The organism is Pseudomonas sp. AC136 (assembly GCF_979258585.1).
The window spans coordinates 1,187,555-1,206,827 of the sequence record NZ_OZ409865.1; the positions used below are offsets into that span (position 1 = coordinate 1,187,555).

Below are 19,273 nucleotides of genomic sequence, written 5' to 3' on the forward strand. Positions count from 1 at the left end.
AAGCCCGCGCGCCGGGCTCACCATTACCGCACTCTCAACCTGGACTGAACAGGACATCCCATGAGCACTGAAAAATCGGCGGCCACGCTTAAAACCGACCGGCTGATCGCCGAAGCCCAGCGCAGCCGTGAAGAAGGCTATCGAGCCAAAGCCCTGAAGATGTATCCACACATTTGCGGGCGCTGCCAGCGCGAGTTCGAAGGCAAACGCCTGAGCGAACTGACCGTGCACCACCGCGACCACAACCACGACAACAACCCGCAAGACGGCTCCAACTGGGAGCTGCTCTGCCTGTTCTGTCACGACAACGAACATTCGCGCTACACCGATCAGCAGTACTTCAGCGAAGGCTCCACCGCCAGCCCGACCGGGCCGAAAGTCACCCACAAAGCCTTTGCCGACCTGGCTGCCCTGTTGAAGAGCAAAGAATAAGAGAGCGTTTTGTGGCTAATCGTCGCTACAGCTGTATCGGGTTGTTCAACCCAAAATCCCCGGACAACGTCGGCGCCGTCATGCGCGCCGCTGGCTGCTATGGCGTGAACTCGGTGTTCTACACCGGCAAGCGCTACGCCCGTGCGCAGGAATTTGCTACCGACACCAAGATGGTCCACCAGGACATCCCGTTGATCGGCATTGAAGACCTGCAAAGCATCATTCCGCTGGGCTGCACCCCGGTGGCAGTGGAGCTGGTGGAAGGCGCCAAACCGCTGACCGAATACACCCACCCCGATCGCGCCATTTACATCTTCGGCCCCGAAGATGGCTCGCTGAGCAAAGAGGTGTTGGCCTGGTGCGAAGAGGTGGTTTACATCCCCACCAACGGCTGCATGAACCTGGCGGCGACGGTGAATGTGGTGCTGTATGACCGGATGGCGAAGGGGCTGAATACCAAATCCGGACCCCTCTTCGGAAAGTCGTTTCAGTCTTGAAAATGCTGTTGGCACGGTAACGCCACTGTCACGCCGAAATATCCTAATAAATATAGAAAACGGGCCACAGCGCAACGCTTGTGGTCCTACTTTCTCAAGCCCCGGACAGCTGTAACTTGCCCCTCTGTTAATAAAGGCCAGAGGGAGTTACTAAATGTTCTGCAGTATCAAAGACATAAATTTCGGCCGTGACAGCAAAAGGTTATTTGAACAGATAGAAGGCTTTTATAGAAATGGCAGCTTTCTGAGCATATCCATGTCGGGCGGCGTGATAATCCAACTATTTGTCAAAAACAACCCACTATCTTCCGCTTATTCGATATCGCAATTCGATTTTGAAACATATTCGCAGTCGGTGGCCAGCGTATCGAAAATAGTCAAAGATAGGGTTAGGCTTGCAACGGCCCATCTCATATTATCGGGTGATATAACTCGTCAAGAGAGAGATTTCTGGAAGTGCGTACAAGATGCGCATTAAAACCATGCTCTTAGCATTATTCCTGGCCGCCCTAGCGATGAGTGCGAGAGCTTCCAATCAAGACGATGAGTTCGAATTAAAAGACAAACACATGTTCCCCCTTCGCAAGGCCTTCGCGGAGTACAATTCGAAATCCGTAGAGTGCGAAAACACTGAAAAGAAAAAACCACAATTGCAGGCTTCAGATATAAACTTTCTGAATCGACGACAGGCGCAAATAATGATACTCCGCGAAAAATGGAATAGGTTATCAGCATGCGTTTATCTAGAAGAGAACACTGTCATACGTAAACACGTCGAAGTTCTAAATTTATTTCGCTCCGAAAACATCTTCCCAGAGGACGTAAAATCTCTGGTTGAAGCACTGGACCTTTATGTCGGCCTTCAAGGAAGCTTTGACCGAAAGACCAGAGAGGAATATGAACTCATACCAAAAAGCCTGCGCAAGCAGTTTGAACGTGCAGTAAAAGATAAGGGTCTTGAAGTTAACATATTCGAAATCGCCGACTCTCTTTCAGAATAATCGATCTCGCAGAACCATCGGCCAGTCTTATATATCAGCGTTGGCAGTTTTCATCGAGGGCAGTTTGAGTTTCTGGATTCCCGCCTGCGCGGGAATGACGGTGCCGGTTGTCCCAACTTCGCGGCCCTAGTGCAATACATCCAAAACTGTCGCGATACGCTCTTTAATCAGCCTGCTTCAACAACGGCGTATCCAACACCTTCGACGCCCCACCCATAACATCTTCAGCAACGCCGATAAAATCCTTGGTGCTCACCACATCCATGCGCATCAACCCGCGGCTTACATCGTCGAGCGAGCGTTTGTTGCCGGTGGCTTTGCGGATTTCGCGGTCGAGGTCTTGCAGCAGGAGCACGGCGCGGGCGGTGGTTTTGCCGCTGACGCTATTGCCGCGCAGGCTCACCACTTTGCGGCTCCATTGTTTGAGGTTGGCGTTCACCGCTTTGTAACGCTCGGTGGTCATGCCGCCGGCGCGATGCAGCAGTTCGATGGCGTAGTACTCAGCCAGACCTTCGCTGATCCAGTCGCTGTTGTCGGTGTCGCGGATGCGGCTGAACACGTGCACCAGTTCATGCACCAACGAACTGGTGCCGTTCTCGCTGACCAAGGGCCGGTCGGCATGCATAAACAGCGAATTAGACGCCGACAAACCGCCCCGCCACATCGGGTCGCCCGCGCCTACCACCAGCAGCTTGGCCGGGTCGCGCGGGAATACGGCCTGCACCTGCGGCCACACGAACGTCAGCATCGTCAGCACGTCCATGCGCCGCACGCCCGAGCCCACGGGCGCGGCGACGGTCACTTCGGTTTCGCCCAGGGTGGTGCGCCGGGTGCCGATCTTGCCCGCCAGCATCCAGCCCGTGGGGCGGTCGAACAGACGCGAAGGGTTGTCGATGCGGAAGCGGTTTTTACCCACGCGTGGCCAGCCGGTTTCGACGCTTTTCCAGCCTTTGGGCAATTCGAATTGCAGGCGCGAAACCAGTTCGATGCCGTCGTGCTGGTCCAGACGCGCGCTGGGCACCAAGTCATCGCCGCGCAGCAAAGCCCAGTCGGCGGTCATGCGCGCGTCGTAGCGAGTGGCTTTGCCGTCGGCCGCCGGGCGCGGATGGCTGATGCGCACGCGGTAGCTGAGGCTGGTTTTGCCTTTGCCCGGCTGCCAGACGCCCTGCTGCTGCTCGCCCGCTTGCGCCGCGTTGAGCTGCCAGGTGCCGTCGGTGGTGAAGTCGCTGAAGTAGCCCTTTTTGCCCAGGTTGAAACTCAGGCTGCGCACCGCCTCGCCTTTGGCCAGGGTCAGGCGCACCTCGGCCTGGTCGCTGTCGGGCAGCAAACGCACGGTGTAATCGAGGTCGACTTTTTCCACCGCCCAGAGCGGGCTGCTGGCGAGGAGTAAAACGGCGGAAACAAACGCGTGACGGAGGCTGGGCATTGCAGACAATTCCTTGTTGATGCGGCGCGGTACGTCCCTATGACCGGGCCTCGGTTGTTTGATTCACCGAGATGAATAATGGGTCGCCTGGGACCACGGGCCAGGCTCAGCCCGAGCGGAAGATCATATAGTCTTCCCAGTCATCTTCCGGGACGGCCGTCTCACTGAGCATCGCGCCGACCTGAGAAATGCCAGCGTTGTGGACCATTTCCGGGTCGCCGCACACCAATGGGTGCCAGCTTTCCAAGTCTTTGCCCTCGGCTACCAGGCGATAGCCGCAGGTCGGCGGCAGCCACTGGAATTCGCTGGCCTGGCCGGGGGTGAGCTGGATGCAGTCGGGCACGAAGTCGCGGCGTTTGGGGTAGTTGCTGCAGCGGCAGGTTTTCAGGTCGAGCAATTTGCAGGCGATGCGCGTGTAGTAAACGCTGCCGTCTTCTTCGTCTTCGAGCTTTTGCAGGCAGCACAGGCCGCAACCGTCGCACAGCGACTCCCACTCGTCCTGGTCGAGCTGGTCGAGGGTTTTGCGTTTCCAGAAAGGTTCGACTTTGGCGGCCATGGCAAGGTACGGGCTGGTGAAAAGGCCGGCAGTCTAGCGCCTGCCTCGGCACCGGCCAAGGCCGCATTGCCAAACGGTTGCAGGCCGTTTGACGGGCCTGCGAACCACTCTTAATAGCCCTTGGAAAAGTCCACTTCGCCGCGCAGCGGTTCGCCGCTTTGCAAGCGCTGCAAGTTGTCCAGAAACAGCTGTGCCATCAACGGCGGCTGGGTCGGCGCCGAACTGTGGCCGGTGAGCAACAAGCCGAACGCAGTCCAGAACGGATGGCGCGCCGGCAACGGCTCCTGACGGCACACATCAATAATGGCGCCGGCCAGATGCCCCTCCCGCAGTGCCGCCACCAAGTCCGCATCGACCACCGCCACTCCGCGCCCGGCGTTGATAAACAACGCCGTCGGCACGAACTGAGCGAACAGCGCCGCGTTGTAAATATCGTGAGTGCTCGGCGTGTCCGGCAACAGATTGATCACGTAATCGGCCTGCCCAACCAAACGTGGCAACTGATCCATCGCCGCCACTTCCTTGAACGGCGCCAACTCGCGGGCCGAACTTGCCACGCCATACAACTCGACGCCAAACGGCGCCAAAAACTGCGCCACGCTCAGGCCGATATCACCCGTGCCGACAATCAGCACCCGCCGCCCCGCCAGGCTGCGCGGCGCGTGGTTGTCCCACCGCCGCTCCACCTGAGCGGCCAGGCGCGCCAACACCTCGCGCTCGTGAGCCAACATATAAGTAAGCACATACTCAGCCATCACCTGACCGAAAATCCCCACCGCGCGGGTCAACCGATAACTCGTCGGCAAATCCTTCGCCAACAGCGGCGTAATGCCCGCCCACGTCGACTGAAACCACTGCGGCACATGCCCCTTACGCAACACCGACGCCAACAACCCCGGCTCCCCCAACCACACCTCGCACTCCGGCGCCAAGCGCGCCAACTCGGTTGGATCATCACTGGCCACCACCTCCAGATCCGGTTGAGCCCCGCGCAGCAACTGCGCATACAAAGCGTGATCATGTTCAGCAACTAAAACGCGCATGTGACTACAAAACCTTCAAACACGGCGAAGCCACGCTAAGTGACAACCCCTCAAAAAAAGAAAATGGAAAACCAACCCGACTGACGCTTTGCTTTGCTTTGCTTTTGCCGTGCTTTTAAAGCTACTTCCGACCTCCTGGGCTAGGCCAGGCAAGGCGCCCCGGAACTTTGAAGCGGAGCGTACTCCAGTACGTGAGCATTCAAAGTGAGGACGCAACGCAGCCTGGCCGACGACCCAGGAGGTCGCCCGGTTAAATGGGGTCGTTTCGGCGCAGGAGTTCTTCCGGTAAATGTTGAATGTACTCGTCCTCCGCGGGCGGCATCTGCAAGTGATACCCCTGCCCCTCAAGATTCTCCAGCACCTTATTAATATCCTCGCGCGCCAGCTGCCGCTCCGGACTCAACACCAAATCAAACGCATGCTTAGGCGGCCCAAACGCCACCAACAATGACTCTGGCACCTTCTTCAAGGCATCGGCCTTAAGCACATACAGGTACATCTCGTTTTTCTTCGGGCTGCGGTAAATCGAGCAAATCTGTTTCATGCCTGTTGTTCCTGGGTATGGGCCGCCAGGCTGTCGAGCAGCTCCTGGCCCATCAATTCACGTCGCCAACCGCGCAGGGACTCGGGCAGTTGGTAGGGACCGTTGGGGTAACCGCTTTTGAGCAGCGCCTCGAGTACTTTTTTGCGCAGCATGATTTCCGGCGCGATATCCAGGCGCTCGGCTTCGCGCTGGCCGACCGCGCGCAAGGTTTTCAGCAAAGCCGCCGCTTCGACCGGCAGCGGCTCGGGCAGCGGCTCTGGCCATTGTTCGGCGGGTTTTGCGGCGGCCTGTTTTATCAGGCCAAGCAGAAACTCGCCGTCCTGGCGCACGGTTTTCGGGTGCATGTCTTCAATGCGCGCCAGCGCCACAAGGTTGTCTGGCTGGGTGCGCGCCATGGGCCACAGTGAGTTCTCGCGGATCACCCGGTTACGCGGCAGGTTGCGCAGCCGCGCCTGCTGCTCGCGCCAGGCATAGAGTTCGCGCAGCACGGCGAGTTTGGCCGGCGGCAGTTTCCAGCCGAGCTTGGCGTCGCGGTACACCTCGTTGGGGTCGATTTCGCGGCGCAGGTTGCTGACCATTTCTTCGCCGTCTTCCAGCACCCAGTCGAACTTGTCCGGGGCCAACCGCGCGCGCAAGGCCTGGAACACTTCGGCCAGGTGAAGCACGTCTTCGGCGGCGTAGCTGATTTGCGTCTCGGAGAGCGGCCGCTGCAACCAGTCGGAGCGCGTTTCGCCTTTGGGCAGGTCGATGTCCAGCACGCTCTGCACCAGGCGCGAGTAGCCCATGGAGAAGCCGATATTCAAGTAAGCGGCGGCAATCTGAGTGTCGAATAGTGGCAGCGGCAAGGTGCCGGTGAGGCGGGAAAAAACCTCAAGATCTTCGCTGCAGGCGTGTAGCACTTTGAGCACGGCAGGGTCGGACAGCAGCTCGGCGAAGGCATCCCAGTTCTGAATCAGCAGCGGGTCAATCAGAAAAACCTGGCTTCCGTCGCACACCTGCAGCAGGCCGGCGATGGGATAAAAGGTGTCGACCCGCATGAATTCGGTGTCGAGGGCCACATAGGGCAGACGTCGCCATTGGGCACATAACTGCGCCAAGTTGGCGTCATCGCGGATCCAATTGATTTCGATGGCCACATGCCTCTCCTTAAATTTGCCGCGCAGTATATATCGAGCCCGGCTATGGCCGGTGATTCGAGCGGTGATTCACGGCTTGCCCTGCACTGGCGGCGCTCCTATGCTGCGGGCGTTTTGTCCGACAATAATCAGAATAAGGATATGTCATGAAAAAGTTTCTGGGCCTGGTGGCCCTGCTGCTGGTCATTGTGGTGGTGTACCTGCTGATCAAACCCAGCCCCATCGACCCGCTGGCCTGGACCCCGCCGCACGAGCCGGCCATGACCGGCGTGCTGGAACCCAACGACGCATTGATGAAAGCCGAACTGCTCGCCAAAGGCCAGGTTCACGGCCCTGAAGACACCGCCGTCGACGCCGAAGGCCGCGTGTATGGCGGCACCCATGACGGCAAAATTATTCGCATCAAAGCAGACGGTTCGGTCGAAACCTTTGCCGAAACCAAAGGCCGGCCGCTGGGCATGGACTTTGACGCCAAGGGCAACCTGATCGTCGCCGATGCCTACAAAGGCTTGCTGAGCATCGACCCGCAAGGCCAAATCACCGTGCTGACGACCGAAGCCGGCGGCGTGCCGTTCCGCTTCACAGACGATGTCGACATCGCCAGCGACGGGCGCATCTACTTCTCCGATGCCTCGAGCAAATTCGAACAACCGGACTACCTGCTCGACCTGCTCGAAGGCCGCCCATACGGCCGCCTGCTGCGCTACGACCCGGTGAGCAAAACCACCGAGGTGCTGCTCAAAGACCTGTACTTCGCCAACGGCGTGGCGCTGTCGGCGAAGGAGGATTTCGTGCTGGTTAACGAAACCTACCGCTACCGCATCAGCCGCCTCTGGCTTAAGGGTCCGAAAGCCGGCACCCACGACATCTTTATCGACAACCTGCCGGGCATGCCGGACAACCTGCAAGGCGACCGCGCCGGCACCTTCTGGGTCGCCCTGCCAACGCCACGCAAAGCTGACGCCGATTTCCTCCAAGGCCAGCCATTCCTGAAAGCGCAAATGGCCAAACTGCCCCGCGCCCTGTGGCCGAAACCGGCGAAATACGGCCTGGCGATTGCCGTGGACGAGCAAGGCAAAATCACCCGCAGCCTGCACGACACCAGCGGCAGCAACCTGCGCATGGTGACGTCGGTGAAACCGGTGGGTGGCTTCCTGTACTTCGGCAGCCTGGATAACGACCGGATTGGTAAGTTGAAAATCGACTGAAACAAGCCGTTGTAGGAGCCACCTTGGTGGCGAACCCTGGAAACAAAATTCCCCGGTCTGTGTTCGGTAGTCCCAAAAGCATCGCGGCTAAAGCCGCTCCTACAGGTTGTGCGATTTCTGTGGGAGCGGCTTTAGCCGCGATTGGCCGGGCCTGGAAACGGCCCTCTCTGGTCAAACGCGTTTATGATGAGCCCCCGATTTGTTCTCAGGTGCCCATCATGTCCCTCGCGCAACTGATCTCTGCTTCCGAACTCGTCAGCCGTCCTGCCGGCTCTGAGCGTTTGCTGCTCGATTGCCGCTTCGCCCTCGATGACCTCGCCTATGGCCAACGCAGTTATGCCGAAGGCCACATTCCTGGTGCGGTGTTTGCTGATCTTGAACGCGACCTGTCGGGCCCCATCGTCAAAGGCGTCACCGGCCGTCATCCCCTGCCCGACCCACAGCAGCTGATCGAACGCCTGCGTGCCTGGGGCCTGAACAATGACAGTGAAGTGATCCTCTACGACGACGGCCCCGGCGCCTTTGCCGCCCATGCCTGGTGGCTGCTGGTTTGGTTGGGCAAGCGCGACAAGGTGTTTTTGCTTGATGGCGGTTTAAAGGCATGGCGCGAGGCGGGTCTGCCGCTGGACCACGCCGTGCCCGAGCGCAGCGCCGGCACGTTTACCGGCCACGCCGACGTCAAGTTGGTGCTGAACGCTGAGCAGGTGCAGCAACGCCTGAGCGAGCCGCAATTGACCTTGCTGGACGCCCGCGCCCTGCCGCGTTTTCGTGGGGAAGTGGAGCCTATTGATCCGGTGGCCGGGCATATTCCCGGCGCGCAATGCGCGGTGTTCACCGACAACCTGGGCAGCGACGGGCGTTTCCTGCCGACCGAGCAACTGCGCGCCCGCTTTGCCGCGCAACTGGGCAACCGTCCCGCTGACGGCGTGGTGGCGTACTGCGGCTCCGGCGTAACGGCGTGCCATAACCTGTTCGCCCTGAGCCTCGCCGGTTACCCGCTGGCGCCGCTGTATGCAGGGTCTTGGAGCGAATGGATCACCGACCCAAGCCGGCCCGTAGCCACCGGCGAATAACGCGCCACGCCTATAACGTGGCGACACCGTGCACGCGGTTGCGCCACGGGCGCCGGGCCTGAACGCCTTGGCGTTTGAACCGAAAGCGGCGAGGCTCGAGGGCGGCAGAAACACCCCCGAGCCAATCCTGTTGCCGACTAACAGCGCCAAGCAGGTCCAGAACCCCATACGCCTTGTTGCGTTCTGTTGCGCTTGATGCTGCGTACATTCTCCGAACCCGTTATTCCTTGATGCAGTCAACGGTATAGCAGCGCCCTTGCGGGCTGTCTTGGTGCTGCAAGCCATGCACGTCGGTATCGAAGCCGGGGAAGCTGCGGTCGAAGGTGCGGGCGAAAGCCAGGTAATCGATGATGGAGCGAGTCGCTTCGGTGAAGCGCTCGCCCGGCATGATCAGCGGAATGCCAGGCGGATACGGCACCAACATCACCGCCGCGATACGCCCTTGCAACTGGTCGATCGGCACCGCTTCCACTTCGCCGCGCACCAGATGGTTGTAGGCATCGGCAGGTTTGATCGCCAGCTCCGGAAGCACGGTGTACATGCGTTTCAGCGCTTTGGGCGTGGCGTTATCGCGGTAGCAGGTGTGCAACGCATCGCACAAATCGCGCAGGCCCATGTGCTGATAGCGGGTGTCTTCGCGCACGATCGAAGGCAGACAATTAATCAAGCGCACGTTGGCGTCGTAGCTGCGTTTGAACTCCAGCAACTCGGTGAGCAAGGTGCTCCATTTGCCCTTGGTAATGCCCATGGAGAACAGCACCAGGAAGGAATACAGACCAGTCTTCTCAACCACCAGTCCACGTTCCCAAAGGAATTTACTCACCACTGCCGCTGGGATGCCCCGCTCGCTGAGCGCGCCGCCGGCGGTGAGGCCGGGCGTGACCAGCGTGACTTTGATCGGATCGAGCAGCACGTAGTCATCGGCCACATCGCCGAAGCCATGCCAATCCGCCTGTGGCTGCAGCACCCAATCAGCGGTGGTCAGCTGCTCGGCGCCGTCGGCGAGGGTCGGCTGCCAGATGCTGAACCACCAATCATCAGCGCTCAGGTTCTGCCGCAGGTTGGCCAGGGCGCGGCGGAAACTCAGGGCCTCGTCGAACGTTTCCTGAATCAGCGAACGGCCTGCCGGGCCTTCCATCATGGCCGAGGCCACGTCCAGGGAAGCGATGATGCCGTACTGCGGCGAGGTGGAGATGTGCATCATGAACGCTTCGTTGAAACGGTCGCGGTCGAGCTGGCGAGCGCCGCCGTCCTGCACGTGAATCATCGAGGCCTGGCTGAACGCGGCGAGCAATTTGTGCGTGGAATGGGTGGTGAACACCAGCGGCCCGTCTTCGGTGCGCGAGGTGCCCATGCCATAACGGCCGGCGTAGAACTCGTGGAAGGCGGCATAGGCGTACCAGGCTTCGTCGAAGTGCAGCACTTCCACGCTGTCGCCCACGGTTTGCTTGATCAGCTCGGCGTTGTAGCACAGGCCGTCATAGGTGGAGTTGGTCACCACCATCAGCTTCACCTTCGGCTCGCGGCCACGGGCAAGCGGGCTGGCGTCGATCTTGGCCTGGATCGATTCGCGGCTGAATTCGCTCAGCGGAATGGGGCCGATGATGCCCAGTTCGTTGCGCTCCGGGCTCAGGTACAGCGGGATGGCGCCGGTCATGATGATCGAATGCAGAATCGATTTGTGGCAGTTGCGGTCGACCAACACCAGGTCGTCACGGCCGACCATGGAGTGCCAGACGATCTTGTTTGCCGTCGAGGTGCCGTTGATCACGAAGTAGGTATGGTCGGCGCCAAAATTGCGCGCCGCGCGGGCTTCAGCTTCAGCCAGCGGGCCGGTGTGGTCGAGCAACGAACCCAGCTCCGGCACCGACACCGAGAGGTCCGAGCGCAAGGTGTTTTCGCCGAAAAACTGGTGAAACGCCTGGCCCACCGGACTCTTGCGATACGCCACGCCACCGCCGTGGCCGGGCGTGTGCCAGGAATAGTTGGACTCGGCGGTGTGCTGCACCAGCGCTTTGAAAAACGGCGGCAGCAAACCATCGAGATAAATACGTGCGGCGCGGGCCACCTGGCGCGCCAGGAACGGCACGGTGTCTTCGAATAGATAGAGCAAACCGCGCAGATGATTGAGATCGGCCATGGCCTCGACCGGCGCGTTCTCGATGGTCACTTGCTCACCCAAGGCGAAAATCGGCAACTGCGGCGCACGCACCCGAGCGGCGCGGATCAGCTCGATCACATCGTGCAGCAAACGCTGATTTTCCCCTGCCCCTTCGGCGGCCACCAAAATGCAGGCCAGGCCGTGGTGAGTGGAGGCAACGATGCGCCCTTCGGTAGAGCTGGCGGTGGAAATGATGGTGAAGCCTTCCAACTCCAACTCGCGGGCAATTTCCCGCACGCGGTCGCCGGCCACGGTATCGGCCTTGATATCGCGGTGCACGATGAGAACGGGAAACTTGAGGTCTTTATACATGCTGTTATCGCCTGAAGAGTTACCGGGCCGGGCCCGTGCAGCCCTCAGGGTAGAGACTCACCCGAATGCGCGTAACCCCCTGCGTCGGGGGCTGTACGAAAACGTCGCACGCGGATAATTCAGTAGGAAATGGCGAAGGTGAATGTGGACAAAAAGCATCGCGGCTAAAGCCGCTCCCACAGGAAGTGTGCGATCTGTAGGAGCGGCTTTAGCCGCGATTTCCTGGAAACGATGAGATCAAGAGCATCGCGGCTGAAGCCGCTCCCACAGGAGGTGTGCGATCTGTAGGAGCGGCGTTAGCCGCGATTTCCTGCAAACGACGAGATCAAGAGCTCGCGGCTGAAGCCGCTCCCACAGTGGGGATGTTGGGAGCGTCGAGAATTTTGAAGGGAGGTGCGAACCGTAGGAGCTAGCTTGCTAGCGAACCCTGCAAACTTCTTTTTAGAAAGTAGTTTCCAGGGTTCGCGACCAAGGTCGCTCCTATAAAAACCTTATGCGGTTTCGGCGGGCTCGGCTTGCACTGCCGGCGCATCCATTTGCACCCACAGCGGCAGCGCGCCGGAGGCTTTTTCCAGCAGGCCCATGCGCACGGCATGAGCGGCCAGTTCTTCTTCGTTGGCACGGACCACGCGGGTACGCGGGCGGTCGGCGGGCAAGCGGCGAATTTCGCTGGCCTGGTTGGCGCCACCATTGCCGCCGTTGCCGTCGGAGGCGTTGCCGGCCAGCGACAGGCTGGTCTGGCCGCCGGTCATGCTCAGGTAAACGTCAGCGAGAATCTCGGCGTCGAGCAAGGCGCCGTGCAGTTCGCGGCCGGAGTTGTCGACGCCGTAGCGTTTGCACAGGGCGTCGAGGTTGTTGCGCTGCCCCGGGTGACGTTCACGGGCCATCATCAGTGTGTCGAGCACGCTGCAGTGCTCGGTGATGTCGGCGCGATCGTCCTGGCCCAGCAGGGCGAATTCGTTGTTGATAAAGCCGATGTCGAACGCGGCGTTGTGGATGATCAGTTGCGCGTCTTTGATGAATTCGAAGAACTCGTCGGCCACTTCTTTGAAGCGCGGTTTGTCGGCGAGGAATTCATCAGTAATACCGTGAACCGCGATGGCGCCTTCGTCGCTCTGGCGATCGGGCTGCAGGTACACGTGGAAATGCCGGCCGGTGAGGCGGCGGCCGATCAGTTCAACACAACCGATTTCGATAACCCGGTGGCCATCGGTAACCGGCATACCGGTGGTTTCGGTATCCAGTACAACACTACGCATGCTTGATTCCTCGTACTTCATCGACGCCGCGGTTGGCCAACTGGTCGGCCCGCTCGTTGCCGGGGTGGCCGGTGTGGCCGCGCACCCACTTCCAGGTCACGGTGTGGCGGTTGACCTGTTCGTCCAGCGCCTGCCAGAGGTCGGCATTTTTAACCGGCTGCTTGGCGGCGGTTTTCCAGCCGCGCTTTTTCCAGTTCACCAACCACTCTTTCATGCCTTTCATTACATATTCGGAGTCGGTCACCAGCAGCACTTCGCACGGGCGTTTGAGCTCTTCCAGGCCGCGAATGGCGGCGGTGAGTTCCATGCGGTTGTTGGTGGTGTTGGCTTCGCCACCCCACAGTTCCTTTTCCACGCCTTTGAACACCAGCAACGCGCCCCAGCCGCCAGGGCCGGGGTTACCTTTGCAGGCGCCGTCGGTGAAGATTTCGATCTGTTCGCTCATGAATCCTGCTGCTTGTGTGTCACGGTTTTGAATCACGCCGACTGACTTTCGCCACCGGCATGGGCATCAGCTTGCCCATGGGCGCTCGCTGTGCCTGACGCAAGGGGCGCAGGCCGATGACCAGCTTGCGCGCCACTAATAGATAGAAGCCTGCTCCCGGCATTTGCCAGGCCCCGCCCCACTGCTCAAGGCGGCTGAGGCGCGATTGCCAGGCTGGCGAGGCAAGCGGCGGACGATAGCACCCGAAGCGGCGTTTCTCCAGCGCGAAACCAAGCAGGCGCAGCCAGTCGGTGACCCGGTTGGGGGCGATGCAACGGGCATCGCCAAGGGCGTCGCGGGCGAACACATGGCGCAGGCCCCAGGTGCTCCACGGGTTGATACCGATGATGATCAGGTGCCCGCCCGGTCGTACGCTGCGGGCAGCTTCGCGCAGCAGACCGTGGGGCGAGAGGCAGAAGTCCAGGCCGTGTTGCAGCACCAGCACGTCGGCGGCAGATTCGGTCAGCGGCCAGGCTTGTTCTTCGCAAACAATCTCGGCGCCTGGCAACGGCGCGCCGACGTGAACGCAGCGTTGAATCTGTTTGGCGCCGGACGGTTTGTCGGCGTGCGGGCCGTAATGCACCAGGTAGCCGCCAAAGAACCGCGCCAGTTCGTCTTCCAGCAAGCGCCGTTCTTCGCCGAGCATCATTTGCCCCAGCGGGCCGTCGAGCCAGCCGCGCGCGGCGCTGATCAGCTCGAGCCATTCGGGGTCAGCTTGGGCGAAGGCCTTGTCAGTCATAACCGTTCCTCACTTCATGGGCACCGCATTGCGGGCACAGCACCAGACCGCGCGAAAAACCAATAAGATGCGTCGTCACCGTCAGCTTAGCGACCGCGCCATGATACAGATCGATGCCCTACCCGCTTTCAACGACAACTACCTCTGGTTGTTACAAGACACTGCCACGCAGCGCTGCGCGGTGGTCGATCCCGGCGATGCCGCCCCGGTGCTGGCCTGGTTGAAAGCCAACCCCGGCTGGCAACTGAGCGACATTCTGGTCACTCACCACCACTTCGACCACGTCGGCGGCGTGGAGCAATTGAAAACCGCTACCGGGGCGAAGGTCTATGGCCCGTCCCAGGAAAACATTCCCGGCCGCGACGTGGCGTTGGACGACGGCGATCAGATTGAAGTGCTCGGCCTCACGCTGCGCATTTTCACCGTGCCGGGCCACACCCTCGGCCATATCGCCTACTACGCCGCCAGCGCGCCAACCGAGGCCGACGTGCCGCTGCTGTTTTGCGGCGACACCTTGTTTGCCGGCGGCTGCGGCCGTTTATTCGAGGGTACGCCGGAGCAAATGTTCAGCTCCCTGAGCCGGCTGGCAGCGTTGCCCAACGACACGGCTGTTTATTGCACCCACGAATACACCCTGAGCAATTTGCGCTTCGCCCAGGCGGTGGAGCCGCAGAACCCCGAGGTGACGGCGCGCCTGGCGCAGGTGACGGCCTGGCGCGAAAACGGGCAGATCAGCTTGCCGTCGAATCTGGCGCTGGAGCGGGCAACCAATCCGTTTTTGCGCGCCGAGGTTGCGAACGTGGTCGCAAAAATCGACGAACGGGACGGCGCGGCTCAGCGCAAGCCTAGCGAGGTATTTGCTCGCCTGCGGGCCTGGAAAGACCAGTTTTAAGTCCATTGCCGCCTAACCGGGCGGGCGGTTAAAACTTGACCACATTAGGCGGCGTTCCTAGAATCGCCCGATCTTTTTGCCTGGATCACACCCGCCGCCAATGCCGTCAATCGCCCAGAAGTCCCGGAAATTCGACACATTGGCCCGTCTGGCTCGTGCGCTCCCGGTTGTCTTCGCGGCCATTCTGGCGGGCTGCCAAAGCAGCGGCGGCCACAATCCCGGCACTTCCAGCCCCGTCACCCTGACCAGCCGCACCCAGCCGCCGGAATGGATGACCGACACCCCCGGCACCGACAAGCCCCAAGATATGTGGGACCGCATGCGCGCCGGCTTCAAGCTGCAAGACGAAATCGGCATCAATCCGCGCATCGAACAACAGCGCCTGTGGTTCGCCAGCAAGCCCTCGTATCTGGAAAGCGCCAGCGGTCGCGGCAGCTTGTATATCCATTACGTGGTCGAGCGCCTTGAAGCCCACGACATGCCGCTAGAGCTGGCGCTGCTGCCGGTGATTGAAAGCTCGTATAACCCGTTTGCCCTGTCGCGCAGCGATGCGGTTGGCCTGTGGCAGTTCATCCCGTCCACCGGGCGCAACTTCAATTTGCAGCAGACCACCTGGTACGACGGTCGCCGCGACATTACCGCCTCGACCAACGCCGCCATCGAATACCTGTCGCGCCTGCATGAAATGTTCAACGGCGACTGGCTGCTGGCCCTGGCCGCCTACAACGCCGGCGAAGGCACCGTGAGCCGCGCCATCGAGCGCAACCAGCGCCTCGGTTTGCCGACCGACTACTGGAACCTGCCGCTGCCCAAGGAAACCCAGGACTACGTGCCCAAGCTGCTGGCGCTGTCGCAACTGGTGAACGCCCCGGCCGCGTACGGCATCAACCTCGACCCCATCGCCAACGAGCCCTACTTTGAAGTGGTGGAAATCGACAAGCCGATGGACCTCAGCCGCGTCGCCGCCATGGCCGATATCGACAAAGACGAGTTGATCCAGCTGAACCCGGCGTTCAAACGCAACATCACCCGTGGCGGCCCTTCGCACCTTTTAGTGCCGACACAAAAAGCCGAACGCCTGACCACCTCGCTGGCGCAAATTCAGCCGAGCGACATCACCGAATTCCAGGAATACCGCGTGCGCAAAGGCGACAGCCTGCATGGCATTGCCAGCCGCTATCAGCTCTCGTCAGCAGAATTGAAAGAAGCCAATGACCTGTCCGGCAATAAACTCAGCGTTGGCCAGACCCTGACCATTCCGCTGACCGCCGGTTCGGCGCCTCTGCCCTCGCCTTTCCCCACCAGCAAGCCGACCGCCGTGGCCAGCAGCACCACCACCAGCGTCAAGCTCAAGAGCTACAAGGTGAAAAACGGCGATAACCTCTGGCAGATCGCCAAGGCCAACAAGCTGGACGTCGGCGACCTGCGCCGCTGGAACAACCTGCCAAACAATGCGGTAAAACCGGGGCAGACCCTGGCGCTACAAGGCACGCAGCAAGTGATCCGCAGCATCGCCAAGAACAGCCCGGCGCAGGGCCGCGAGACGGTCACCTATTACAAGGTGAAGAAAGGCGACTCGATGTACATGATCGCCAAGCGCTTCAACGTCGAAATGCAAAACCTCAAAACCTGGAACCCGAAGACCAGTCACGACCTCACTCCGGGCCAGACCCTCACGCTTTACCTCACCGACCGCTGATCAACGCGCCACGCAGCCTTAACGCAATGTAGGGCTGAGCATGATCAACAGCGTGCACACCAGGCCAACGATCCACACCAGCGACCGTTGCCAGTGCAAATCCGCCCAGTACAGAACCAGATACAGCACGCGGGCCACCACGAAGATCACCGCCAGGGTGTCGACGAAAAAGCCCATGGTTTGCGTGCCGTGCGCCATCAGCACAGCGGCGGCGAACAACATGAAGGCTTCGAAGGTGTTTTGGTGCGCGGCATAGGCGCGAGCGCCAAAGCCGGTCAGGCGCGCTTGCTGGGCGCGCGGATGGTGATTGTCATAACCGCCATCTTTTTTCATCTCGCGGGCCACCGGAACCTTGGCCACGTAAATCAGCAACGCAGTAATGAATACACACCAGAACGGCAGACTCATCGGTTGTTTTCCTTGTTATGGGGATGAGCCTGGAGTGTAGCCCGGCATCCGGGGGCTTAGGTACGGCGGTGTAGCGGGAAGCGAGCGTTGCACTCGCCTCCCAGAGTGGCGCTTAGCCGAGATTGAGCAGCACGCGACCGACCATTTTCCCGGCCAGAATGCGCTGCAAGGCGGCTGGCAGTTGCGGCAGGTTCACTTCTTCAACCAGCGGTTCGAGGTCGAGTTTCCATTGCAGGGAAAGGCGATCCCACATCGATGCCTTGACCACCATCGGCAGCTCTACCGAATCGACGCCCAGCAGGTTCACGCCGCGCAGAATGAACGGCATTACGCTGCCCTTGAAGCCCACGCCAGCGGTCAAACCGCAGCAGGCGACGCTGCCGCCGTATTGCAGGGCTTTGACTACGTTGAAAAGGATGTCGCCGCCCACGGTATCCACCGCGCCGGCCCATTGCTCTTTAAGCAGGGCTTTGTCGGCGCCGGCTTGCAGGTCTTCACGGCTGACAATCTGGCTTGCGCCCAAGCCTTGCAGAAACGCCGCCTGCTCCGCTTTACCAGTGGATGCCGCCACGGTGTAACCCAAGCGTGTCAGGAGCACCACGGCAATGCTGCCGACGCCGCCGGTAGCGCCCGTGACCAGCACGGTACCGCTGTCCGGGCGCAGGCCGGCTTGTTCGAGTTTGTCGACGCACAGCGCGGCGGTCAGGCCAGCGGTGCCGAGCACCATGGATTCACGCAGCGACAAACCCTGCGGACGCTTGATCGCCCAGGCAGCAGGAATGCGAATGTACTGGCCGAAACCACCAGCGGTGTTCATGCCCAGGTCGTAGCCGGTGACGATCACTTCATCGCCAACGGAAAACTCGCCAACGCTGGACTGCTCCACCACGCCAGCGGCGTCGATGCCGGGCGTGTGCGGAAAGTTACGGGTGACGCCACGGTTGCCGCTGGCCGACAGCGCGTCTTTGTAATTGAGCGACGAGTAATGCACACGGATCAGCAACTCGCCGGCTGGAAGGTCCGCGGTGTCTCGCTCAATCACCTGCGGCTCGAACACGCCAGCCACTTCACTGACTTGTAGTGCGTTGAACTTACTCATATCGCTCTCCTGCGTTAGCTCTTGTTATTGAACGCGCGACGCGGTGCCCGACCGGTTAGTTACCAGAAGCGTTGCTGTTGCAGGCGGCTCAGCCAAGTCAACAACAGGCGGTCAACCGACAGGCTCGCTGCCAGGCCGACCCGCTCCGGCAGGCTTTTCTTGTGCGCGTAATGCAATTGGTACACGTCGGCGGTTTTCGCTTTCGTGGCGATGTATTCGTCGCTGGTCATCAGCTCATCCACCAGTTTTTTACCCAGTGCGGCCTGACCCAGCCAGACCTCGCCCGTGGCGATTTCGTCCATCTGCAACTGCGGGCGGTAGCTGGCGACGAAGTCTTTGAACAGCTCGTGGGTGATTTCCAGGTCTTGCTGGAATTTCTCGCGGCCCTTCTCAGTGTTCTCGCCAAATACCGTCAGCGTGCGTTTATATTCGCCAGCGGTGAGCACTTCAAAATCAACGTCGTGTTTCTTCAGCAAGCGGTGCACGTTGGGCAGCTGCGCCACCACGCCAATCGAACCCAGAATGGCGAACGGCGCGGAGATAATTTTCTCGCCGATGCACGCCATCATGTAGCCGCCGCTGGCTGCGACCTTGTCGACGCACACGGTCAGCGGCACGCCGGCCTGACGGATGCGCGCCAGTTGCGACGACGCCAGACCATAACTGTGGACCATTCCGCCGCCGCTCTCTAGGCGCAGCACCACTTCGTCTTTCGGTGTAGCCAGGGTCAGCAATGCAGTCACTTCGTGGCGCAGCGCGTCGGTGGCAGAGGCTTTGATGTCGCCATCGAAATCCAGCACGTAAACACGCGGTTTCGCCTCGGGGTTTTTCTTAGCCAGTTTGTCGGCCTTGGCTTGAGCCTTGTGCAGAACCTTCAGTTGGTCCTTGCTCACAATCGAGCCTTGCAACCGCTCGTGCAGCGCTTTGTAGAAGTCGTTAAGTTTATGGACCTCCAATTGCCCGCTACGTTTACGGCCTTTTCCACGCAGCGCGGCGATGGTCAGCAGCACCACCAGAATGGCCACCACCACGGTGAACGTCTTGGCCAGAAAGCCAGCGTAATCGGCTAGAAACTCCACGCGTTTTTCCTCGATAAACCTGATAAGCGCCCGGCATCGGGCGGCGAGTAAGGGCTCAAGCATACCGACGCAACCCTGGCCCGACCAGCCGCGCAAAGCGGCCGTTTGTTACCGGTTCGTGCGTCTCGCTTACGCCATAGAGCGCGGTGATAGCGATTCAAACAAGCGTATGTTTTTTCGTTGACAGGCCCACCCTATCCTCATACCCTCGCGAAACTTTCACCG

Annotated in this window: 19 protein-coding genes and 1 pseudogene; 7 read left to right on the forward strand and 13 right to left on the reverse strand. The window is 60.4% G+C overall.

The genetic code is table 11. The annotated features are described in order from the left end of the window. The first annotated feature begins 60 nt into the window (after positions 1-60). From ACZZZU_RS05340 to ACZZZU_RS05350, 3 genes are all read left to right on the forward strand, one after another. Positions 61-432, forward strand: a complete 372-nt coding sequence (locus tag ACZZZU_RS05340) for a YajD family HNH nuclease (RefSeq protein WP_108099891.1) — start codon at positions 61-63, stop codon at positions 430-432. Between the two features lie 11 nt (positions 433-443). Further along, positions 444-929, forward strand: a complete 486-nt coding sequence (locus ACZZZU_RS05345; RefSeq protein ID WP_463549981.1) for an RNA methyltransferase — start codon at positions 444-446, stop codon at positions 927-929. A gap of 467 nt (positions 930-1,396) precedes the next feature. After that, on the forward strand, positions 1,397-1,930 hold the full coding sequence (locus ACZZZU_RS05350) for a hypothetical protein (RefSeq protein WP_463549982.1): 534 nt from the start codon (positions 1,397-1,399) through the stop codon (positions 1,928-1,930). 163 nt (positions 1,931-2,093) lie between these two features. On the opposite strand, the gene ACZZZU_RS05355 is transcribed toward ACZZZU_RS05350, so the two are convergent. The 5 genes from ACZZZU_RS05355 to rnd all read right to left on the reverse strand — a co-directional run bounded on the left by ACZZZU_RS05355 (position 2,094) and on the right by rnd (position 6,635). Continuing rightward, on the reverse strand, positions 2,094-3,356 hold the full coding sequence (locus ACZZZU_RS05355) for a hypothetical protein (protein ID WP_463549983.1): 1,263 nt from the start codon (positions 3,354-3,356) through the stop codon (positions 2,094-2,096). A gap of 106 nt (positions 3,357-3,462) precedes the next feature. Continuing rightward, on the reverse strand, positions 3,463-3,912 hold the full coding sequence (locus ACZZZU_RS05360; protein WP_122497842.1) for a YcgN family cysteine cluster protein: 450 nt from the start codon (positions 3,910-3,912) through the stop codon (positions 3,463-3,465). Between the two features lie 110 nt (positions 3,913-4,022). Further along, on the reverse strand, positions 4,023-4,955 hold the full coding sequence (locus ACZZZU_RS05365; protein WP_463549984.1) for a D-2-hydroxyacid dehydrogenase: 933 nt from the start codon (positions 4,953-4,955) through the stop codon (positions 4,023-4,025). Between the two features lie 250 nt (positions 4,956-5,205). Then, the gene (locus ACZZZU_RS05370; RefSeq protein ID WP_463549985.1) at positions 5,206-5,499 is read right to left on the reverse strand and encodes a YcgL domain-containing protein; all 294 of its coding nucleotides are present in this window, start codon (positions 5,497-5,499) and stop codon (positions 5,206-5,208) included. Continuing rightward, entirely contained in the window at positions 5,496-6,635 is a 1,140-nt protein-coding gene (rnd, locus tag ACZZZU_RS05375; RefSeq protein WP_463549986.1) for a ribonuclease D, read from the reverse strand. Before rnd ends, ACZZZU_RS05370 begins: the two co-directional genes overlap by 4 nt. A gap of 146 nt (positions 6,636-6,781) precedes the next feature. Here rnd and ACZZZU_RS05380 point away from each other — a divergent pair, with 146 nt between their 5' ends. Together ACZZZU_RS05380 and ACZZZU_RS05385 are read left to right on the forward strand one after the other, a co-directional pair. Further along, on the forward strand, positions 6,782-7,843 hold the full coding sequence (locus tag ACZZZU_RS05380; RefSeq protein ID WP_122497834.1) for an SMP-30/gluconolactonase/LRE family protein: 1,062 nt from the start codon (positions 6,782-6,784) through the stop codon (positions 7,841-7,843). Positions 7,844-8,061: 218 nt separating this feature from the next. After that, on the forward strand, positions 8,062-8,916 hold the full coding sequence (locus ACZZZU_RS05385; protein WP_463549987.1) for a sulfurtransferase: 855 nt from the start codon (positions 8,062-8,064) through the stop codon (positions 8,914-8,916). A 78-nt stretch (positions 8,917-8,994) separates the two neighbouring features. Here the strand turns inward: ACZZZU_RS05385 and ACZZZU_RS05390 are convergent. The 5 genes and pseudogenes from ACZZZU_RS05390 to ACZZZU_RS05410 all read right to left on the reverse strand — a co-directional run. Then, a pseudogene (locus tag ACZZZU_RS05390) lies at positions 8,995-9,084 on the reverse strand (hypothetical protein); the annotation flags it as partial. A 52-nt stretch (positions 9,085-9,136) separates the two neighbouring features. Continuing rightward, a complete protein-coding gene (locus ACZZZU_RS05395; RefSeq protein ID WP_463382414.1) occupies positions 9,137-11,389 on the reverse strand; it encodes an Orn/Lys/Arg family decarboxylase in 2,253 nt (750 codons plus the stop codon). A gap of 491 nt (positions 11,390-11,880) precedes the next feature. Further along, on the reverse strand, positions 11,881-12,648 hold the full coding sequence (gene dnaQ / locus ACZZZU_RS05400; RefSeq protein WP_163016739.1) for a DNA polymerase III subunit epsilon: 768 nt from the start codon (positions 12,646-12,648) through the stop codon (positions 11,881-11,883). Then, on the reverse strand, positions 12,641-13,093 hold the full coding sequence (rnhA, locus tag ACZZZU_RS05405) for a ribonuclease HI (protein ID WP_122453340.1): 453 nt from the start codon (positions 13,091-13,093) through the stop codon (positions 12,641-12,643). The genes dnaQ and rnhA overlap by 8 nt, the downstream gene beginning before the upstream one ends. 19 nt (positions 13,094-13,112) lie before the next feature. Next, positions 13,113-13,871 (reverse strand): methyltransferase domain-containing protein, encoded by a 759-nt coding sequence (locus ACZZZU_RS05410; RefSeq protein WP_122497826.1) that lies wholly within the window; start codon positions 13,869-13,871, stop codon positions 13,113-13,115. Positions 13,872-13,971: 100 nt separating this feature from the next. On the opposite strand from ACZZZU_RS05410, the gene gloB reads away from it, so the two are divergent. Further along, entirely contained in the window at positions 13,972-14,763 is a 792-nt protein-coding gene (gloB, locus tag ACZZZU_RS05415; RefSeq protein ID WP_463549988.1) for a hydroxyacylglutathione hydrolase, read from the forward strand. Between the two features lie 100 nt (positions 14,764-14,863). Then, a complete protein-coding gene (locus tag ACZZZU_RS05420; protein WP_463536439.1) occupies positions 14,864-16,462 on the forward strand; it encodes a LysM peptidoglycan-binding domain-containing protein in 1,599 nt (532 codons plus the stop codon). A gap of 18 nt (positions 16,463-16,480) precedes the next feature. On the opposite strand, the gene ACZZZU_RS05425 is transcribed toward ACZZZU_RS05420, so the two are convergent. The 3 genes from ACZZZU_RS05425 to sohB form a co-directional block, all read right to left on the reverse strand. Continuing rightward, on the reverse strand, positions 16,481-16,870 hold the full coding sequence (locus ACZZZU_RS05425; protein WP_463549989.1) for an MAPEG family protein: 390 nt from the start codon (positions 16,868-16,870) through the stop codon (positions 16,481-16,483). Positions 16,871-16,982: 112 nt separating this feature from the next. After that, on the reverse strand, positions 16,983-17,969 hold the full coding sequence (locus ACZZZU_RS05430; protein ID WP_463549990.1) for a YhdH/YhfP family quinone oxidoreductase: 987 nt from the start codon (positions 17,967-17,969) through the stop codon (positions 16,983-16,985). 59 nt (positions 17,970-18,028) lie between these two features. After that, complete coding sequence (gene sohB, locus ACZZZU_RS05435) at positions 18,029-19,048, reverse strand: protease SohB (RefSeq protein WP_463382411.1); 1,020 nt, start codon at positions 19,046-19,048, stop codon at positions 18,029-18,031. Positions 19,049-19,273 lie beyond the last annotated feature (225 nt).